This window comes from Pseudomonas frigoris (genome assembly GCF_047758635.1).
Classification (GTDB): domain Bacteria; phylum Pseudomonadota; class Gammaproteobacteria; order Pseudomonadales; family Pseudomonadaceae; genus Aquipseudomonas; species Aquipseudomonas frigoris.
Genome location: NZ_CP180479.1, coordinates 151,670 through 169,595, shown reverse-complemented (window position 1 = coordinate 169,595; position 17,926 = coordinate 151,670). Strand labels below are relative to the sequence as shown.

At 60.2% G+C, this 17,926-nt stretch carries 16 protein-coding genes; 7 read left to right on the top strand and 9 right to left on the bottom strand.

Annotated features, from left to right (window positions below; translation table 11 throughout):
* The first annotated feature begins 118 nt into the window (after window positions 1–118).
* Window positions 119–592: an Lrp/AsnC family transcriptional regulator gene (locus ACMXYH_RS00780; RefSeq protein ID WP_140675785.1), complete on the top strand. Its 474-nt coding sequence runs from the start codon at window positions 119–121 to the stop codon at window positions 590–592.
* Between the two features lie 127 nt (window positions 593–719).
* Here ACMXYH_RS00780 and lpdA read toward each other — a convergent pair whose 3' ends face one another.
* The gene (gene lpdA, locus ACMXYH_RS00775; RefSeq protein WP_415766009.1) at window positions 720–2,120 is read right to left on the bottom strand and encodes a dihydrolipoyl dehydrogenase; all 1,401 of its coding nucleotides are present in this window, start codon (window positions 2,118–2,120) and stop codon (window positions 720–722) included.
* A gap of 217 nt (window positions 2,121–2,337) precedes the next feature.
* Between lpdA and hflK (ACMXYH_RS00770) the strand changes: the two genes are divergently transcribed.
* The 5 genes from hflK (ACMXYH_RS00770) to cfaB all read left to right on the top strand — a co-directional run bounded on the left by hflK (ACMXYH_RS00770) (window position 2,338) and on the right by cfaB (window position 9,700).
* Window positions 2,338–4,296 carry a protease modulator HflK gene (gene hflK / locus ACMXYH_RS00770; protein ID WP_415767774.1) on the top strand — a complete coding sequence of 653 codons (1,959 nt, stop codon included), beginning with the start codon at window positions 2,338–2,340 and terminating at the stop codon, window positions 4,294–4,296.
* A complete protein-coding gene (hflC, locus tag ACMXYH_RS00765) occupies window positions 4,293–5,327 on the top strand; it encodes a protease modulator HflC (RefSeq protein WP_415766008.1) in 1,035 nt (344 codons plus the stop codon). Before hflK (ACMXYH_RS00770) ends, hflC begins: the two co-directional genes overlap by 4 nt.
* The gene (gene hflK, locus ACMXYH_RS00760) at window positions 5,324–6,382 is read left to right on the top strand and encodes a protease modulator HflK (protein ID WP_415766007.1); all 1,059 of its coding nucleotides are present in this window, start codon (window positions 5,324–5,326) and stop codon (window positions 6,380–6,382) included. Before hflC ends, hflK (ACMXYH_RS00760) begins: the two co-directional genes overlap by 4 nt.
* Complete coding sequence (locus ACMXYH_RS00755; RefSeq protein ID WP_415766006.1) at window positions 6,379–8,289, top strand: cation-translocating P-type ATPase; 1,911 nt, start codon at window positions 6,379–6,381, stop codon at window positions 8,287–8,289. Before hflK (ACMXYH_RS00760) ends, ACMXYH_RS00755 begins: the two co-directional genes overlap by 4 nt.
* 226 nt (window positions 8,290–8,515) lie before the next feature.
* Window positions 8,516–9,700, top strand: a complete 1,185-nt coding sequence (gene cfaB / locus ACMXYH_RS00750) for a C17 cyclopropane fatty acid synthase CfaB (protein ID WP_415766005.1) — start codon at window positions 8,516–8,518, stop codon at window positions 9,698–9,700.
* Here cfaB and cls read toward each other — a convergent pair.
* Window positions 9,697–11,136, bottom strand: a complete 1,440-nt coding sequence (cls, locus tag ACMXYH_RS00745; protein WP_415766004.1) for a cardiolipin synthase — start codon at window positions 11,134–11,136, stop codon at window positions 9,697–9,699. The genes cfaB and cls overlap by 4 nt on opposite strands.
* 132 nt (window positions 11,137–11,268) lie before the next feature.
* On the opposite strand from cls, the gene ACMXYH_RS00740 reads away from it, so the two are divergent.
* Window positions 11,269–11,790, top strand: a complete 522-nt coding sequence (locus ACMXYH_RS00740; RefSeq protein WP_123367480.1) for a DUF3617 domain-containing protein — start codon at window positions 11,269–11,271, stop codon at window positions 11,788–11,790.
* Between the two features lie 23 nt (window positions 11,791–11,813).
* Here ACMXYH_RS00740 and ACMXYH_RS00735 read toward each other — a convergent pair whose 3' ends face one another.
* The 7 genes from ACMXYH_RS00735 to folE2 are packed head-to-tail and all read right to left on the bottom strand — an operon-like array spanning window position 11,814 to window position 17,924.
* The gene (locus ACMXYH_RS00735; RefSeq protein WP_415766003.1) at window positions 11,814–12,695 is read right to left on the bottom strand and encodes a His/Gly/Thr/Pro-type tRNA ligase C-terminal domain-containing protein; all 882 of its coding nucleotides are present in this window, start codon (window positions 12,693–12,695) and stop codon (window positions 11,814–11,816) included.
* A gap of 17 nt (window positions 12,696–12,712) precedes the next feature.
* On the bottom strand, window positions 12,713–14,050 hold the full coding sequence (locus ACMXYH_RS00730; protein WP_415766002.1) for a dihydroorotase: 1,338 nt from the start codon (window positions 14,048–14,050) through the stop codon (window positions 12,713–12,715).
* 2 nt (window positions 14,051–14,052) lie between these two features.
* A complete protein-coding gene (locus ACMXYH_RS00725) occupies window positions 14,053–14,613 on the bottom strand; it encodes a DapH/DapD/GlmU-related protein (protein ID WP_076029221.1) in 561 nt (186 codons plus the stop codon).
* Window positions 14,610–15,485, bottom strand: coding sequence for a metal ABC transporter substrate-binding protein (locus ACMXYH_RS00720; RefSeq protein WP_134421044.1), 876 nt, complete (start codon window positions 15,483–15,485; stop codon window positions 14,610–14,612). Before ACMXYH_RS00720 ends, ACMXYH_RS00725 begins: the two co-directional genes overlap by 4 nt.
* Before the next feature lie 11 nt (window positions 15,486–15,496).
* Window positions 15,497–16,363 carry a metal ABC transporter permease gene (locus ACMXYH_RS00715; protein WP_415766001.1) on the bottom strand — a complete coding sequence of 289 codons (867 nt, stop codon included), beginning with the start codon at window positions 16,361–16,363 and terminating at the stop codon, window positions 15,497–15,499.
* Window positions 16,363–17,031, bottom strand: coding sequence for a metal ABC transporter ATP-binding protein (locus tag ACMXYH_RS00710; RefSeq protein ID WP_415766000.1), 669 nt, complete (start codon window positions 17,029–17,031; stop codon window positions 16,363–16,365). The genes ACMXYH_RS00715 and ACMXYH_RS00710 overlap by 1 nt, the downstream gene beginning before the upstream one ends.
* On the bottom strand, window positions 17,028–17,924 hold the full coding sequence (gene folE2, locus ACMXYH_RS00705) for a GTP cyclohydrolase FolE2 (protein WP_149628546.1): 897 nt from the start codon (window positions 17,922–17,924) through the stop codon (window positions 17,028–17,030). Before folE2 ends, ACMXYH_RS00710 begins: the two co-directional genes overlap by 4 nt.
* Window positions 17,925–17,926: the final 2 nt, after the last annotated feature.

Genomic DNA, 17,926 nt, shown 5'->3' with positions numbered 1-17,926 from the left:
TACGGCCAGTCTAGGGCTGAAGGGCAGGGCAGGTGGTTGCGTAGTTCGCTTCTAAACTGCTTCGAGTTGGCATAACCTGCCACTCCATTGCAGGTAAACCATCAGGATCTGCCAAGCCATGAAACTCGACGCCTATGACCGCAAGATTCTCGCCGCCCTGCAACGGGACGGTCGCCTGAGCAATGTGCAACTGGCTGACGAGATCGGCCTGTCCGCCTCGCCTTGTTTGCGCCGGGTACGGATGCTCGAAGAAGCCGGGGTGATACGCGGTTACCAGGCCAATCTGGATCGCGACGAAGTAGGGCTTGGGCTGACGGTGTTTGTCGGGGTCAAGGTCGAGCGGCATAACGATGAACAGGCCGAAGCCTTTCGCCTGGCCGTGACGGCGCTACCCGAGGTTATTTCAGCGTTTCTGGTGTCAGGGGAATCGGATTTTCTGCTGCAAGTAGTGGTGCCGGATCTGCGCGCCTATGACCGTTTTCTCACGGGGCGGTTGCTGAAATTGCCGGGCGTGAGCGACATCCGCAGCAACTTTGCGATTCATACGGTGAAGACCCCGGGGGCGTTGCCGCTGGAGCATTTACCGGCCTGAGACCCAATCGTCGGAATGCCGCCCAGACCAAGCTCGCTCCCACATTTGATCTGTGGCGTTCACAAAACCAATGTGGGAGCGAGCCTGCTCGCGAAGGCGATAGACCCGCCACCGCCAACCTCCAGGCTTACATCTGAGTCGCCATCCCCTCCACATTCATCGCCGCCTGACGCAAGGCCTCGGAGCGGGTCGGGTGTGGATGACAGGTCAGGGCAATGTCCTCGGCGGAGGCGCTGAACTCCATGGCCACGCAATATTCGCCAATCATTTCGCTGACACTTGGGCCCACAAGGTGCACGCCGAGAATCTCGTCGGTGCGCTCATCGGCCAGTACTTTGGCGAAGCCTTCGGTTTCGTGATTGATCTTTGCCCGGCTGTTGGCGGTGAAGGGAAATTTGCCGACCTTGTAGGCGCGGCCTTCGGCCTTGAGCTGCTCTTCGGTCTTGCCGACGCTGGCCAGTTCCGGCTTGGTGTAGATCACGTTGGGGATCAGGTCGTAGTTGACCTCGGCAGCCTTGCCGACAATCTGCTCGATGCAGGCCATGGCCTCGTCTTCGGCCTTGTGGGCGAGCATCGGTCCGGACGTCACGTCGCCGATCACCCAGATGCCAGCGGCTTCGGTGCGATGGCCCTTGTTGGCGAGCATGCCGCGCTTGTCCGTGGCGAGGCCGACGTTTTCCAGCCCCAGGCCTTGGGTGTAAGGCCGGCGTCCGATGGATACCAGCACGTAATCCGCTTCAAGCAGTTCGACGGTGCCGCCAGCCGCGGGCTCGACGCTGAGCTGAACGCCGGTCACCGAGGTTGTGGCGCTGGTGACTTTGGAACTCAATTTGAAGTTGATGCCCTGTTTACTCAACGAACGTTGCAGGGTTTTGCCGGCCTCGCCATCCACACCGGGGCAGATCCGGTCGAGAAACTCGACCACGGTCACCTGAGCGCCCAAACGCCGCCACACCGAACCCAGCTCCAGGCCGATCACTCCGGCGCCGATCACCACTAGATGTTTCGGCACTTCAGTCAGTGACAGTGCGCCCGTCGAATCGAGGATGCGTTTGTTGTCGATGTCCACACCGGGCAGGGGAGTAGGCTCGGAACCGGTGGCGATGATGATGTCCTTGGTGTTCAGTTCGGTCTTGCCGCCCTGGCTGTCGGTCACCGTCACTTTGCCGGGCCCGTCGATGTGACCCCAGCCCTTGACCCAATGGACTTTGTTTTTGCGAAACAGAAACTCGATGCCCTTGGTCAACCCGGCAACGCTTTCATCCTTTTGCTTCATCATCTGCGCGAGGTTGAGTGTGGGTTTGACGTCAATCCCCAGGTTGGCGAATTCTGCGCCCATGGCGGCGTCGTAGAGTTCGGAGGCGTGCAGCAACGCCTTTGACGGCATGCAGCCAACGTTCAGGCAGGTACCGCCGAGGGTGGCGCGTCCTTCTACGCAAACCGCTCGCAGGCCCAACTGACCGGCGCGGATCGCTGCGTTATAACCACCGGGGCCTCCGCCCAGAATCACGACGTCATAGATGCTCATGGTTGTACTCCTGGAGTGAACGGGGATCGGAATGGGTAAACGTAGTCCTTGGGTAAAATTACGAACGTAATATGAGCATTCCGCAGCATTTCGGTCAAGGCTTCAGCCAAGCGACAGGTTGAGCGTTTTTAGATAGAGCATTTAAGAACGGAAATTTCACGGCTTTCGTTATACCGTAACGTATTGCGATATGAGCAACGGTAAACACTGGGGTGATATGCAAGTCGATCTCGATGTCGATGGGACGCAAGTAGCCGGGCTGCCGCGTTTCCAGCAGGCGGTTTTTCAAGGGCGACGATTGCGTCAGTTCGCAATCGGTCTGGGCGCTCTTGCGGCGACGGGTTGGTTGCTGGCGTTTTTTGTCGGGCTGTTTGCGCCGCAGTCGCTCTGGCCCGCATTGCTGGTCAATCAGAGCGCCGGTTTGCTGGTGCTGGTCGCCGGTTTGCAATCGGCCTGGTGGGTGACGCAGTGGCGCGCGCGGGCGTTGAACCCGGTCGTGCAGGTCGTCGTTGCTGACGAAGTCGTTGCCCCGGTGGGCTGGTACGAGCGGCTGCTGGATCGGCTCAGCCAGCGATGGCTGCGAATGCTGGTGCAGATCGGCGCCCCGACGCTGTGGCTCGCGGGTTGGTCGCTGGTGACGTTGTTGAGCATCGAACAAGTCTGGAACCTTGCACTGCCGCCGACCGCACTGGGAGTGTCAGCCAATGTCGGTGCGGCGCTGTCCTTGTTGCTGGCTTTCGGTTTGTTGGTGCTGGAGCGTCAACTGGCGCAGGAAAACGTCGCGCAATGGCCCGAAGCAGCGTCGTTGGCGCAACTGACACGGGTGGTGATCATTGGTCTGGTGCTCAGTGCTTTGTGCCTGCTGTTCGGCAGCGAAACCTCAGTCTGGCCGGTGCGTCTGGCGGTGCTGATTGGTTTGCTGCCAGGGTTGGTCGCCGCTGAGCTGCTGTTGCGCGCCCTGCTGTCATTGTTCAGTCCGCAGCGTGAACAACTCGAACCTGCCTTGCTGGCGCGCAGCTTCGTCGCCGACATGCTGCGCTGGCCGCCGCAACCCTTGTTGGCGTTGCAGCACGAATTGCACAACCGCTTCGGCATCGACTTGCGGCAGATCTGGGCCTTTACCTACATGCGTCGGGCATTTTTGCCGGTGCTGGCCGTGGTCTCGATTGTGGGTTGGTCACTGACCGGCATTCACGAAATCCCACTGCAAGGGCGGGGCATCTACGAGCGATTCGGCAAACCGGTGGAGGTGTTCGGTCCCGGTTTGCACGCGGGTTTGCCCTGGCCTCTGGGCCGAGTGTTGAGCGTCGAGAACGGTGTGGTTCACGAGTTGGCCACCAGTGTTGGCGACACACCGGCGCCGGTCATGGCCGAACCCGCCGAAGGCCCGGCGCCCGCGATTGCCAATCGCTTGTGGGACGCCAGCCATGTGAACGACAAATCCCAAGTCATCGCCAGCAGTCGAGCCGACAAGCAGAGCTTCCAGATCGTCAACATGGACGTGCGTTTCGTCTATCGCATCGGCCTGAGCGATCAAGCGGCGTTGGCCGCGACCTACAACAGCGCCGACGTCCCGACGCTGATCCGCAGCACCGCCAGCCGGATTCTGGTCCACGATTTCGCCTCGCGAACCCTCGACGGTTTGCTCGGTGAAGACAGGGTAGGGCTCGCCGAAGAGATTGGTCGGGCGGTGCAGGCTGACCTGCAGCAACTCGACAGCGGTGTGGAAATTCTCGCCACGGTGGTCGAGGCGATTCATCCACCGGCCGGTGCCGCCAATGCCTATCACGGCGTTCAGGCAGCGCAGATTGGCGCCCAGGCATTGATTTCTCGCGAGCGCGGTGCGGCGGCGGAGGCCACCAACCAGGCGCAATTGCAGGCCAGCATCGCTCGCGATCAAGCGACGGCCAGCGCTCGTGAAATCAACGCCACCGCCCAAGCGGCAGATCTGAGATTCGGCGCCGAGCAGAAGGCCTACGCCAGCGCCGGCCAGGCCTTCGTGCTGGAGCAGTACTTCAGCCAACTGTCCCAGGGCTTGGCCAATGCCAGGTTGCTGGTGCTCGATCATCGCTTGGGCGGCAGCAGTAACGCGCCGACCATCGACCTCCGTACATTCACGCTGCCGGCTGACCCTGCGCCGGCGCGTAAAACCGCTCAGCCAGGAGCTGCCAATTGAGCCAGTCACACACTCACGATCACGATGACCACACTGGCCACGATCACGGGCATGGCGGGCATCACCACGGACATCACCACCACGGTGATCCGCAAGAAGCTGGCCCGTTCCCATGGCGGCGAATGGGCTGGGCAGCGTTACTGGTAGCGTTCGCCATCGCGGCAGCGAGCCTGGTGCAGGTGCGTTCGGGGGAGGCCACGGTGATCACGCGTTTCGGCAATCCGTCACGGGTATTGCTGGAACCAGGTCTTGGCTGGCGTTGGCCTGCTCCTTTTGAAGCGGCGATTCCTGTCGATCTGCGACTGCGCACGACCTCGAGTGGTTTACAGGATGTGGGTACGCGGGACGGTTTGCGCATCATCGTTCAGGCTTACGTGGCCTGGCAGGTTCAGGGTGATCCGGACAACGTGCAACGCTTCATGCGCGCCGTACAGAATCAGCCGGACGAAGCAGCGCGGCAGATTCGTACGTTTGTGGGTTCGGCTCTGGAAACCACGGCCAGCAGTTTTGATCTGGCTAACCTGGTGAACACCGACGCCAACAAAGTACACATCGCTGATTTTGAAGCGCAACTGCGTCAGCAAATCGATCAGCAGCTGCTCACCACTTATGGCGTGCGGGTGCTGCAAGTCGGCATCGAGCGACTGACCCTGCCGTCGGTAACCCTCACCGCTACGGTCGATCGCATGCGTGCCGAGCGTGAAACAATCGCCACCGAACGCACGGCAATCGGTAAGCGCGAAGCGGCGCAAATCCGTTCCGCTGCCGAGCGTGACGCGCGCATCGTGCAGGCCGACGCCACGGTAAAAGCAGCGGACATCGAAGCACAATCGCGCGTCGAAGCCGCACAGATTTATGGCCGCGCCTATGCCGGGTCACCACAGCTCTACAACCTGCTGCGCTCCCTCGACACACTAGGCACGATCGTCACGGCCGGAACAAAACTGATTCTGCGCACCGATGCCGCGCCGTTCCGGGTGTTGGTTGACGGTCCGCCGACCCTTGATAACAAGTCCGGGTCGCAGCCATGAAATTAGTTCCACGTGGAACAAATGAGTTAAGCAGTCCCTGGATTCAGGCGGGGCGCTTGGCTTTTTTGGCTCTTTACGCCGTGACGGTACTGGCCGCTTTGGTGTGGGCATTTTCCAATGTGCGGCAGATCGATCCGCAAAATCGCGCGGTGGTTTTGCACTTCGGCGCGCTGGATCGCATCCAGAATGCTGGTTTGCTATTGGCCTGGCCCCGCCCGTTTGAGCAGGTGATTTTGTTGCCCGCGGCAGATCGGGTGATTGAGCGGCGAGTAGAAAACTTACTGCGCACAGATGCTGCGTTGCAGGCAGACCGAGTCGCGAGTTTCGCCACACCGATCAGCGATGCACTCGCCGGCTCCGGTTATTTGCTCACCGGTGACGCGGGCGTGGTGCAACTGGATGTGCGTGTTTTCTACAAAGTCACCGAGCCGTATGCCTTCGTCCTTCAAGACGAACATGTGTTGCCGGCACTCGATCGACTCGTCACCCGCAGCGCCGTGGCGCTCACGGCGGCACGAGATCTGGACACTATTCTGGTCGCTCGACCGGAGCTGATCGGCGCCGATAGTCAGGCTGCCGAACGCCGCGAACGCCTGCGCGGTGATCTGGTGCAAGCCATCAATCAGCGCCTGGCTGACTTGACCGCGACCGGGCAGGGGTTAGGCATTGAAGTGACGCGGGTCGACGTGCAGTCGAGTCTGCCCGGCCCGGCGGTCAATGCCTTCAACGCTGTTCTGACCGCCAGTCAACAAGCCGACAAAGCCGTGGCCAATGCTCGCACTGAAGCCGAGAAGCTGACTCAGACTGCCAACGAACAAGCCGATCGCACGCTGCAAGTCGCTCACGCCCAAGCGAGCGAACGGCTGGCCAAAGCCTCGGCTGACACGGCCACGGTATTGAGTCTGGCCAAGGCGCAACAACAAGGGACCGACCCGCAAATGCTGCTGCGCATCTACCGCGAGCGGATGCCGAAGATTCTCGGTCAGGCCGGTTCGGTGACCACGGTCAACCCGAAAGACGATTCCCGGCTGATCATTCAGGGAGCTGCACAATGACCACCCAAACTGCCGCCGCACCGAGCATGTTGTCCTCGGCTGAACAACGCAGCGCTGCCCGCCAATTGACCTTGGCCATGCTCGCATTGGGCCTGCTCGCGCTCGGCCTGACCTGGCGCTGGTTGTCGCCGGAGCAGACGGGCGTCAGTCAATTGCTGCTGGGCTTTGCTTCGTTATTGGTGGCCGTGCCCGTGATGCGTTCAGCCTGGTACAGCCTGCGTTATCCGAGCCTGCACGGGATCACTGATCAATTGATCGCCCTGGCCATGCTCGGGGCGTGGGCCACGGGGGATCTGCTGACCGCGGCGTTGCTGCCGATCATCATGATCTTCGGCCACGTGCTGGAAGAGCGCAGCGTGATCGGTTCCCAGGAAGCGATTCGCGCCCTCGGCAAACTGACGCGCAGCCACGCGCGCAAGGTTCAGGCCGATGGCTCCATCGTCGAAGTCGATAACGGCACACTCAAGGCCGGCGACCTCGTCGAGGTGCGCGCGGGTGATCGAGTACCGGCGGATGGCCGGGTGTTGTCTGGTCAAGCGAGCCTGGACACCGCTTCGATTACTGGCGAATCGGTGCCGATGGAGGCGGGCGTCGGCATGCAAGTCTTCGGCGGCGCGATCAACCTCGACGGTCTGCTGCGCATCGAGGTGACTCGCACCGGCAATGAATCGACCCTCGGCAAAGTCATCGCGCTGATGCAAAGTGCCGAGCGTTCCAAACCCCCGATCACGCGTTTGCTGGAACGCTACGCCGGCAGCTACATGGTGCTGGTGTTGCTGCTGGCCGCCGTGACCTGGTTCGTCACTAACGATGCTCAGGCAATGCTCGCGGTGTTGGTGGCGGCCTGTCCTTGTGCGCTGGTGTTGTCGGCACCGGCCACTGCGATTGCCGGGGTGGCGGTGGCGGCTCGGCATGGGATTCTGATTCGCAGCTCCGCGTTCCTCGAAGAGTTGGCAGACCTGACTTCACTGGTGGTCGACAAGACCGGAACCCTGACCTTCGGCACCTTGCGTTTGCAATCCATCGACAGCCCAATCGAGGATCGTAGCCACGTACTAAAACTCGCTGCCAGCCTCGGTTCTGCCAGCAGTCATCCGGTCAGCCGCGCGCTCGCCGGGTTGGTCACCCAGGAACATTTTCTGCTGCTCTCCGACATCCACGAGCGCCAGGGGCTGGGCGTGGTGGCGATGACGGAGCAGGGCGAGGCGGCGCTCGGTCGTCCGGAGCTGTTCGCGCAATTGGGCATCGCCACTTCAAGTGTTCCCGACCACGATGGCCCGATTGCCGGGCTGGCGCTCAACGGTGAATTCCTCGCCTGGCTGTTGCTGGCCGACAGCGTCAAACCCGAGGCTCGATTCGCTTTGAGCGAGCTGCGTGAATTGGGGTTGGGAAGGCAGTTACTGCTGACAGGTGATCGGCAAAGCGTCGCGCACACATTGGCGCGAGATGTCGGGATCAGCGACGTTGAAGCGCAAGCGTTGCCCGAGGACAAACTCAATCGCGTGTTGAAGGAAATCGGCAGCGGCTTCCGGCCGATGGTCGTGGGAGATGGGATCAACGATTCGCTGGCGCTCAAAGCCGGTGTAGTCGGCGTGGCGATGGGCGCGGGCGGGGCGGACATCGCGCTGGCTTCGGCCGACATCGTCCTGATTGGCAGCGACCTGCGTCGACTCGGCACATGTGTGCGCTTGAGTCGCCAATGTCGGCAGACGTTGCAGGTTAACGTGATCATCGGTCTGGGCTGGACGCTGGCGATTGTAGCCTTCGCCGCCTTCGGCTGGCTCGGTGCTGCGGGCGCGATGATTGCCGCACTGTTGCACAACTTCAGCACCTTGCTGGTGTTGGGGAACGCCGGGCGTTTACTGCGTTTTCAGGAACCCTTGCTCAAGCTTGAGGATGAGGATTGAGTACGCCGGGTGAATGCTCTAAACAGCGCGATCACGGTCGATTTCAAGTTTTCAGAACTGTACGACGAATTCGTAGTCATCTAGGTGAGGGCAATCAATTTTGTGAATTCGCGACGGTGGGTTCGAGCGTTACGAATCATAGAAAAGGGCATTAATTCGATAGCCAGCTATTTTTCAAGGATGGTCTACCCTCACATCAGACGTCTGAAACAAAGAGGGACTATCCATGCTCGCGCACCTTCCTCCGGCCTTACAGAATCTGCAGATACCGCTACGCCTGCGACTCTGGGACGGCCATGAATTCAACCTGGGGCCGACGCCTAGCGTCACAATTGTGGTCAAGGACCCACAAATGGTTACCCAGTTCACTCATCCAAGCCTGGACGCGCTAGGAGCGGCGTTTGTCGAAGGTAAACTTGAGCTGGAAGGCTCCATCAGCGACGTGATCCGCGTCTGCGATGAGTGGAGCCAGGCGTTGCTCGGTGATCAAGACAGCCAGCCAGTGCGCACCGCTCACGACAAAGAAGCAGACGCCAAGGCGATTTCCTACCACTACGACCTTTCCAATGCGTTTTATCAGCTGTGGCTCGACAGTGACATGGCGTATTCCTGCGCCTATTTCGAGACCGGCAGTGAAACCCTTGAACAGGCCCAACAAGCCAAATTCCGCCACCTGTGCCGCAAGCTACGGCTGCAACCAGGGGAATACTTGCTGGATGTCGGTTGCGGTTGGGGCGGATTGGCACGGTATGCGGCTCGGGAGTTTGGCGCGAAGGTGTTCGGAATCACACTCAGTAAAGAGCAACTGGCACTTGCCCGTGAACGGGTGACTGCCGAAGGCCTGGACGATCTGGTCGAACTGCAACTGCTCGACTACCGCGACCTGCCTCAGGACGGTCGTTTCGACAAAGTGGTCAGTGTCGGCATGTTCGAACACGTAGGCCACGCCAATCTGGCCGAGTACTGTAAGACCTTGTTCGGTGCGGTGAAAGAGGGCGGCCTGGTGATGAACCACGGGATCACCGCCAAGCACATCGATGGCCGTCCGGTGGGGCGCGGTGTCGGCGAATTCATCGAGAAGTATGTGTTCCCCAATGGCGAGCTGCCGCATCTGTCGATGATCTCTGCCGAGATCAGTGAAGCAGGGCTGGAGATCGTCGACGTCGAGAGTCTGCGCCTGCACTACGCGCGTACCCTGGACCACTGGAGCGAACGCCTGGAGGACAATCTGGAAGCGGCTTCCCGGCTGGTGCCAGAGCAGGCCTTACGGATCTGGCGGTTGTACCTGGCGGGATGCGCTTACGCGTTCGCCAAGGGCTGGATCAATCTGCACCAGATTCTCGCGGTGAAAGCCCACCCCGATGGCAGCCATGAACTGCCATGGACTCGCGACGATATCTATACACCTTAAAGAATCGGTGAAATAAGCCGGGCGATCCGCATGCCGACCTGTTGCAGGCGGCGGGTCTCCCGGCTTTCTTCTTTGGCGATCTCGTGCGCCTGGGCGAAGTCATCGTTGAGCATCTGTTCTACTTCGGCGGCAAACGCGCTGTCGACCGTCAACAACATCACTTCAAAATTCAGCCGGAACGAGCGGTTGTCCAGATTGGCACTGCCAATGGCGCTGATTTCGCTGTCGATCAACACCACTTTCTGATGCAGGAATCCCGGCTCGTAGCGGAACACCCGCACGCCGGCGCGCACGGCTTCGAAGGCATAAAGGCTGGAGGCGGCGTAGACGATCCGGTGGTCCGGTCGCGAGGGCAGCAGCAGCCGCACATCCACGCCTCGCAGAACCGCCAGCCTTAACGCCGCGAAAACGGCTTCGTCGGGGATGAAATAAGGGCTGGTGATCCACACCCGCTCGGTTGCCGCATGGATGGCTTCGACGAAGAATAACGAACAGGTTTCGTAGGAATCCGCCGGACCGCTGGCAAGCAATTGGCAGAGCACGCCGTCGTCCGGGTAAACGTCCGGCAGGATCAGCGGGGGTAACGACCGCGCTGCCCAGAACCAGTCTTCGGCGAAAGACTCTTGCATGCAGGCCACCACTGGCCCGCGTACTTGCACATGGGTATCGCGCCACGGCGCCAGGGGTGGTTTCTCGCCCATGTATTCATCGCCGACGTTGTGTCCACCGACGAAGCCCAGTACTCCATCAACCACCACAATCTTGCGGTGGTTGCGGAAGTTGATCTGGAAGCGGTTGAGCCAGCCGCTACGGGACGCAAAGGCTTTGACCTCGACGCCGGCATCGCGCAGCGGCTGAACGTAACTGTGAGGCAGGGAATGGCTGCCGATGCGGTCGTACAACAAATAAACCGCCACGCCTTCGGCGGCTTTCTGCAGTAGCAAGGTTTGCAGGCGTTGACCGAGGCGATCGTCGTGGATGATGAAAAACTGAATCAACACTGCTTCCTTCGCGTTGCTGATGGCGTCAAAAATGGCGTTGAAGGTGGCCTGGCCATCGATCAGCAAATGCACTTCGTTATTCGCCAGGCACGGCATGCGCCCCAGTTTCGGCATGGCCCTCAAGGACGCGTAAGCATTTGAGGCGCGAGCGGTCAGCGCCTCTTCTACCCAAGGGCGCCAGTTGAGCTCGGAGATAGCCTTGCGCATTTCTTCGTTGGCCTGGCGCCGAGCCTTGATGTAGCCATCGAAGGTACTGCGGCCGAAGACTAGATAGGGGATGAGCGTGAGGTAGGGAATAAACAGCAACGACAGGGCCCAGGCGATCGATCCCTGGGCGGTCCGGACGGTGAGCACGGCGTGGATGGCAGCGATCAGGCCCAACGTGTGAAGCAGTGCAATCATGTAGCCGAAAATAGGCGGTCCAAAGTAATCCATGGGGGCAGCCTTGCTCCTGAAGATTCAATGCTTAACAGACCATGTTCCGTGCAGAATGTCGCTATTTTATTAGCCCATGAACCGAAGCCACTGGCTGACGTCTAACGGCCACAACTGATCAGGAGTTACTCGATGAACGTTCGTCTGCTGGGTTTGGCCATGGCTATTGGTTTGTCACTTCCTGTGGCCGCTCAGGCGCAGATGCTGCAGCCCGGCTTGTGGGAATTGACCACAAGCAACATGAAGGTCGATGACCAGAATCTCCCGGATTTGCAGCTGATCCTTGGCCAGTTGCAGGGCCAGATGACCCCGGCACAGCGTGCGCAGCTGGAGAAGCAGGGCATCACCATGGGCGGCAAGGGGATTCGGGCTTGCCTGACCCCGGAACAGGTGAAGAGCGACGACATTCCGCTGACCGATCCACAGTCGGGCTGCAAGCAGGAAATCACTGATCGCAGCGGGAATCAGTGGAAATTCCGCTTCAGCTGTCCGAAAGCGCAGGGCACCGGTGTCGCCACTTTCCTCAGTGATCGTGAGTTCACCACCAAGGTTAATGGCACGTTCAACGCCACCGGCATTCAGCAGAAGGGCAGCCTCGATAGCCGCGCCGTGTGGTTGGGGCAGGATTGCGGGACCGTCAAGCCAAGAGCTTAAAAGTCCGTCAGCAGGCCCGCGCCCTACATGACTATGTGGGAGCGGGCCTGATTCAACCACTCACACACCATATCAACACCCATCCTCCCGAAGTCTTCCCCTGTGCGGCTGCGCACACTGACAAACCCGCCTGCTTGTTCTTTCTCCCCGATCACCACCAGATATGGCACGTGCTGACTGTGCTCGCGAATCTTTTGGCGAACTTTCTCGTGACGCAGATCCGCACGGGCGCGCACGCCGCTTCGACGCAATGCCTCGGTTACCGACTGCGCGTAATCCGCCTGACGTTGGTCCATGCTGACGATCATGACGTGTGGCGGTGTCCGCCAGTTATCAAGCTCCTGTTGGCAGGACCAGCACGTACCGTATATCCGTTGCGGCAACGTACTGCTGATGTGGTCGAGGGTGAACGCTTGCAGCACTCTGGTCGCGGGGACATGCGGCCCAGCGGTCGTAGATTCGACGTTCCCCAGGCGGTACAGCGGCGTCTTTCCTTGACGGCGAATCGAGTGATTGGTCGCCGCCAGAGCCTGCATGCGGGCTTCGATCAGTGGCAGGTCTGCGGGCGTTAAGGATCGCTCGACAGAAAACTCATGAAAGAACCCGTCGCCCAGCGCCGTTCCTGCGTGCAGTTGCACCTGTGGATGAAGTTGTTTAACGGCCATGGCCAGCATCAGTGCACAGGAGCGTCGCAGGATCTCCAGCCCATCGGGCTCTTGAGGCGTGACGATGCTGACCCGGGCATCGGCCTCGATCATGAACTCACAGTCCACCAAGATGCCGTCCACTCGGCCGGCCACCGCCGCTTTTGCCAGCCCGGGTCCGATACTCGCGGCGAGCTCGTACACCGACAGTGGCTGGTCGTATTCACGCAATGAACCATCGCTCAGGGTGATGTGAATCATGTCGGTGCTCTCGAGTGCTAGCGCATAAAACGTAGTGGTAAACCCTGACAGTTGTCATTAAGACGTTTGTCGTGCCAGGCAATTTGCCCCGACACGATCGTGGTGCTGACGCTGTGGCGAAAACGCTGCCGGGCAAAAGGCGTCCAGCCGCATTGAGACAGAATCGGCTGCTGGGAAACGGCGACGCCGCCGGGTTCGGGTTTGATCAGAACGAGGTCGGCCCAATAGCCTTCGCGCAGATAGCCGCGGTCTGGAATGGCGAACAGATCGGCGACCCGGTGACTGGTCTTGGCCACGAGTGTCGTGATCGGCAACACTGCATCCGCGACCAGTTCCAGCAACGCGGGTAGGGCGTGTTGCACCAATGGCAAACCGGAAGGCGCCTGGCTGTACGGCCGCTGTTTTTCGGCCCAGGTGTGAGGCGCGTGATCGCTGCCGATCACGTCGAGCCGATGGCTCAGCAATGCTTCGCGCAAGGCATCGCGGTCGGCCTGGGTTTTGATCGCCGGGTTGCACTTGATCAGGTTGCCGAGGCTCGGGTAATCCCGATCATCGAACAGCAAGTGGTGCAGGCAGACTTCGGCGGTGATGCGTTTCTGGGCCAGTGGCTTGTCTTCGAACAACGCCAGTTCGCGGGCGGTGGTCAGGTGCAGAACATGCAGTCGGGTGCCGTGACGCCTGGCCAGCTCTACGGCCATCGAAGAGGAGCGAAAGCACGCCTCGGCGTTGCGGATCAGCGGGTGGGTCGCAGCTGGAAGGTGTTCGCCGAACAAGTCACGCAGGTTCGCGGCATTGGCGTCGATGCTGGGCGTGTGTTCGCAGTGGGCCAATAAAATGGTCGGCACCTCGGCGAATAGCCGCTCGAGGATCTGAGGGTCATCGACCAGCATGTTGCCGGTCGAAGCGCCCATGAACACTTTGACGCCGGCGACTTCACAGGGGTTGAGCCTGGCGACGGTATCGAGATTGTCGTTGCTCACGCCGAAATGAAAACCGTAATTGGCGACGGAGTTAATCGCCGCTCGGCGCTTTTTGTCGGCCAGTGCACAGAGGGTCAGGGTCGCCGGATTGGTGTTGGGCATGTCCATGAAGCTGGTGATGCCACCGGCCACCGCAGCCCGCGATTCGGTGTAGACGCTGCCTTTGTCTGGCGAGCCTGGATCGCGGAAGTGCACTTGGTCGTCGATCATTCCGGGCAGCAGCCATTGCCCTTGTGCATCGATTTCCACGTCGGCATTTTCACCGTGGATGCTGCTGGCGATCTTCACGATTCGCCCGTTGCTCACCAACAGATCACCGTCAAACTCCCGACCTTCGTTCACCAGCCGGGCATTGCGAATCAGCACGCTGCTCATGGTCAGAACTCGTTCTGCAGGGCTTTGTAGCCACGCACCAGGTCGACGTTGGTACGCGCCACGTCCTCGGAAAACTCCGAGGCGCTGACGCTCACCGGCGGGAACTGCGACAGATCTGTCTTCGGGCCGATACGAGTGGTGGAGGGCACGTAGAAGTCTTCGGGCAGGTCGCGACCATCGACCACCGAGTTGTGCCGCACCACACAACCGTCACCGACTACGCAGTTGAACAGCACGCTGTTGAAGCCGATAAACACCCGGTCGCCAACCTTGCACGGACCATGAACGATCGAGCGGTGGGCGATCGAACTGAACTCGCCGATGGTCACCGCCGCCCCGGACTTGGAGTGGATCACCACGCCATCCTGGATGTTCGAGTTGGCGCCGATGGTGATCGGCTCCATCTCGCCTGAGGCATCCACTTCGTCGGCACGAATCACCGCGTAAGGACCGACGAAGACGTTCTCGCCGATCACCACTTTGCCGCAGATGATGGCGGTTTTATCCACGTACGCTGACTCGGCAATCAGAGGCAAATCACCCGAAGGATTCTTGCGGATCATGGCTTGCTCAACGCGTTGTAGAGGGTGTTGAGGTTGTACTCGAACAACCCGACGAAGGTGCTGGCCGGGCCGGTAGCCGCGAGCGCATCGGAGTACAACGTGCCACCGATGTGCGCGCCGCTTTCATCGGCAATCTGCTTGAGCAGACGTGCATCCTTGATGTTTTCCATGAACACCGCTTTGACCTTGGCCTGGCGTATCTGGGTGATCAGTGCAGCGACTTCGGCGGATGACGGTTCGCGCTCAGTGGACAGGCCTTGAGGGGCCATGAAGTCGATGCCGTAAGCCTGACCGAGATAACCGAACGCGTCATGGGACGTCACGATTTTACGATTGCCCGGGGGCAGTGAACCGAGTTTGGTCTTGGCTTCGGCGAGCAGCGCGTAGATCTGTTTCAGGTAGACCTGACTGTTGCGTTCGTAGTCGACTTTGTTAACCGGGTCGGCGGCGATCAGTGCCTTGGTGATGTTGCTGACGTACAGCTCAGCGTTCGCCAGATTGTGCCAAGCGTGCGGGTCGGGAATCGTCTCGCCATCTTCATCCAGGGAGCGCGGGATGACGCCGTGGCTCGCACTAATCACTGGCGCTTTGGTCTCGGTGCTGGTCACCAGACGGTCCAGCCATGGCTCGAAACCCAAGCCGTTTTTGATGATGAGTTTGGCTTTGAGCAACGCCTTGGCGTCGTCCGGCGTCGGCTCGTACGTGTGAGCATCGGCATCCGCGCCGACCATGTTGGTGATCTGAATATGGTCGCCGCCGACTTGGTGGGTCATGTCGGCGAGGATGCTGAAACTGGTGACTACCTGAAGTTTTTCCGCAGCAGACAGCGACATCGACAGCATCAAACTGAACAGCACGAGTAAAACGCGCATCGGGTAACACCTCATTGGGATGTGAGCAAAGGCGGGCGGCGCAGCAAACCATGCACCGGCCCGAACACCACGGACAGCAGATAAAAACCGCCAGCCACCAGCACGATCGCCGGGCCACTGGGCAGCGAGTAGTAGAACGACAGCAACAATCCGAGCCACACCGAGAGGCAGCCGAGCAGGGCGGCGATGGCCATCAACACGGGCAAGCGACGACTCCAGAAGCGCGACGCGGCGGCGGGCAACATCATCAAACCGACCACCATCAGCGCGCCGATGGCTTGAAAACCGATCACCAGATTTAGCACCACGAGGGTTAGAAATACGCCGTGTGCCAGGGGGCCGAGTCGGCTGACGGTTTGTAGAAAGAGTGGGTCGAGGGTGTCCAGCAACAGCGGTTTGTAGATGAACGCCATGGCGATCAGGCTGAAGCCGGAGACCCAGAGCATGCCCGTCAACGTCGGGCCATCGACCGCCAGCGCCGAGCCAAACAACAGGTGCAACAGGTCCAGGCGTTTGCCGGCGATGCCGAGGATTAGCACACCGCAGGCAAGGGAGATCGGGTAGATCGCAGCGAGGCTGGCGTCTTCCCGCAGGCCGGTGCGACGGGTGATCCAGGCGGCGAGTCCGGCCATGCCGAGACCGGCACCGAGGCCGCCGACGGTCAGCGCCGGCAGACTCAATCCGGCAAACCAGAAGCCCAATGCGGCCCCCGGCAGAATGCCGTGAGCCACCGCGTCGCCGATCAAACTCATGCGGCGCAGGATCAGAAACACGCCCAATGGTGCGGTGCTGCATGCCAGAACCAACCCGCCAAGAAGCGCTCGGCGCATGAACACGAACTCGTGGAACGGTTGCCAAAGATGAGCGGCAGCGAGCATCAGGCCACCCGCGCTTGCGGCTGTTGATGGATCAGATCAACGCTCGACCCGAGGACGCAGCCGGTGCTTTTGATCAGCAACGTTTGAGGAATGTGTTGGCGAACGGCGGCCAGGTCGTGGCACACGATCAGCTGGGTTCGGCCTTCGGCATGCCAGGCGTGAATGTGTTTCCAGAGCAGTGCCTGACCGAGCTCGTCGAGGGCGGCGTGGGGTTCGTCGAGCAATAGCAATGGTGCGTCGGCGAGGCTCAAACGGGCGAGCAGGGAACGCTGTAATTCGCCGCCGGACAAAGCCATCAATGGGCGCTGTTCCAGTCCGCTCAGACACCAGTCTTCCAGCACGGCTTTGAGGCGTTGTCTGCGTATCTCGGGAGACTGCGTGCTACCCCAGAAACCGGCAGCGACTAAATCTTGCAAGCTGATGGGGAATTGGCGATCCAGGTGTTGTTGCTGTGGAAGGAACGAGAGGCTGCCCTTGCGTGGAACATCCAAGATGACTTTGCCGTTCAGAGGTTTTTGCAAACCCGCGATGACTTTCAGCAGGCTGCTTTTACCCGAACCGTTCGCACCGATTACGGCGGTGAGACTTCCTTGGGCCAGTTCGAAATCCACGGGTGGAGTCAGTGGTTGGCCGGGTGCACCCCATCGCAAGGCTTGGCAACGGATCATGCGGCCTCCCAATTCCAGCGGCTTTCGGCGACGGCATCGTGGGCGTGGAGGCTTTCCGCATGGACGACTCGTAGGTGGAAGGCGTTGATGCCGGGGGAGCGTTTCAGGGCCAGGTTCAAACGTCGGGCGGCGTCTTCGCAGAACATCAGGTTTTGACCGTTGGCCAACGCGAAGGCTTGTTCGTCGGCGCGTTTTACGGCGGTTTGTACGGCGGTGCCGAGGGCTGCTTCGGCGTCGTTGATGATCGCGATCAGCGGTAAGTCATCCAGATAGTCGTCCAGTCGAAGCCGCATTTTTGCATTGCTCCGTTGGCTGTGAGGCGTTGCGACGATGCCTTTTGTGGAGCCGAGCCAAGTCAACACATCGGCGTGTTGCAGCGGTTTGTTGGCGAAGTCATCGACGAATTGCTGCTGAATCAGCTGTCGGGAAAGTGCGGCCGAACACGGACAGGTCGAGGAATAAGGCACGTCGATTTTTAGTTCCACGTGGAACATCGCGTTTTTCAAACGTGCTTCGATGCTCACTGGATAGGTTTTCCAGCCGGCCAATGGACTGACCAGCGCCGGTCTTTTTAGCAGTAAATCGGTGTGAATTTTTAAGTACGCGCTGTTGGACAGACCTTCATGAGTCTCGAGAAAACTTTGCAAAACTTTCCGCAACAAGGCGGGTGTCAGATTTTCTTGCTCGAGCATTTCCAGCGCCAAGTACAACCGCGACATATGAATCCCGCGAGCCTCTCCATCATCGAGGCTAACGCCGGCGTCGGCTTTTGCACTCAGTCGTTGACCATCGAACAAAACAGGAAGAGCAATGCCACACATGCCCACCCAGTCGAGTGGCAGGGCTTGGCGTGAGGCCTGCGCGGCGATATCCGGCAGAGTCAGCGCATTCATGA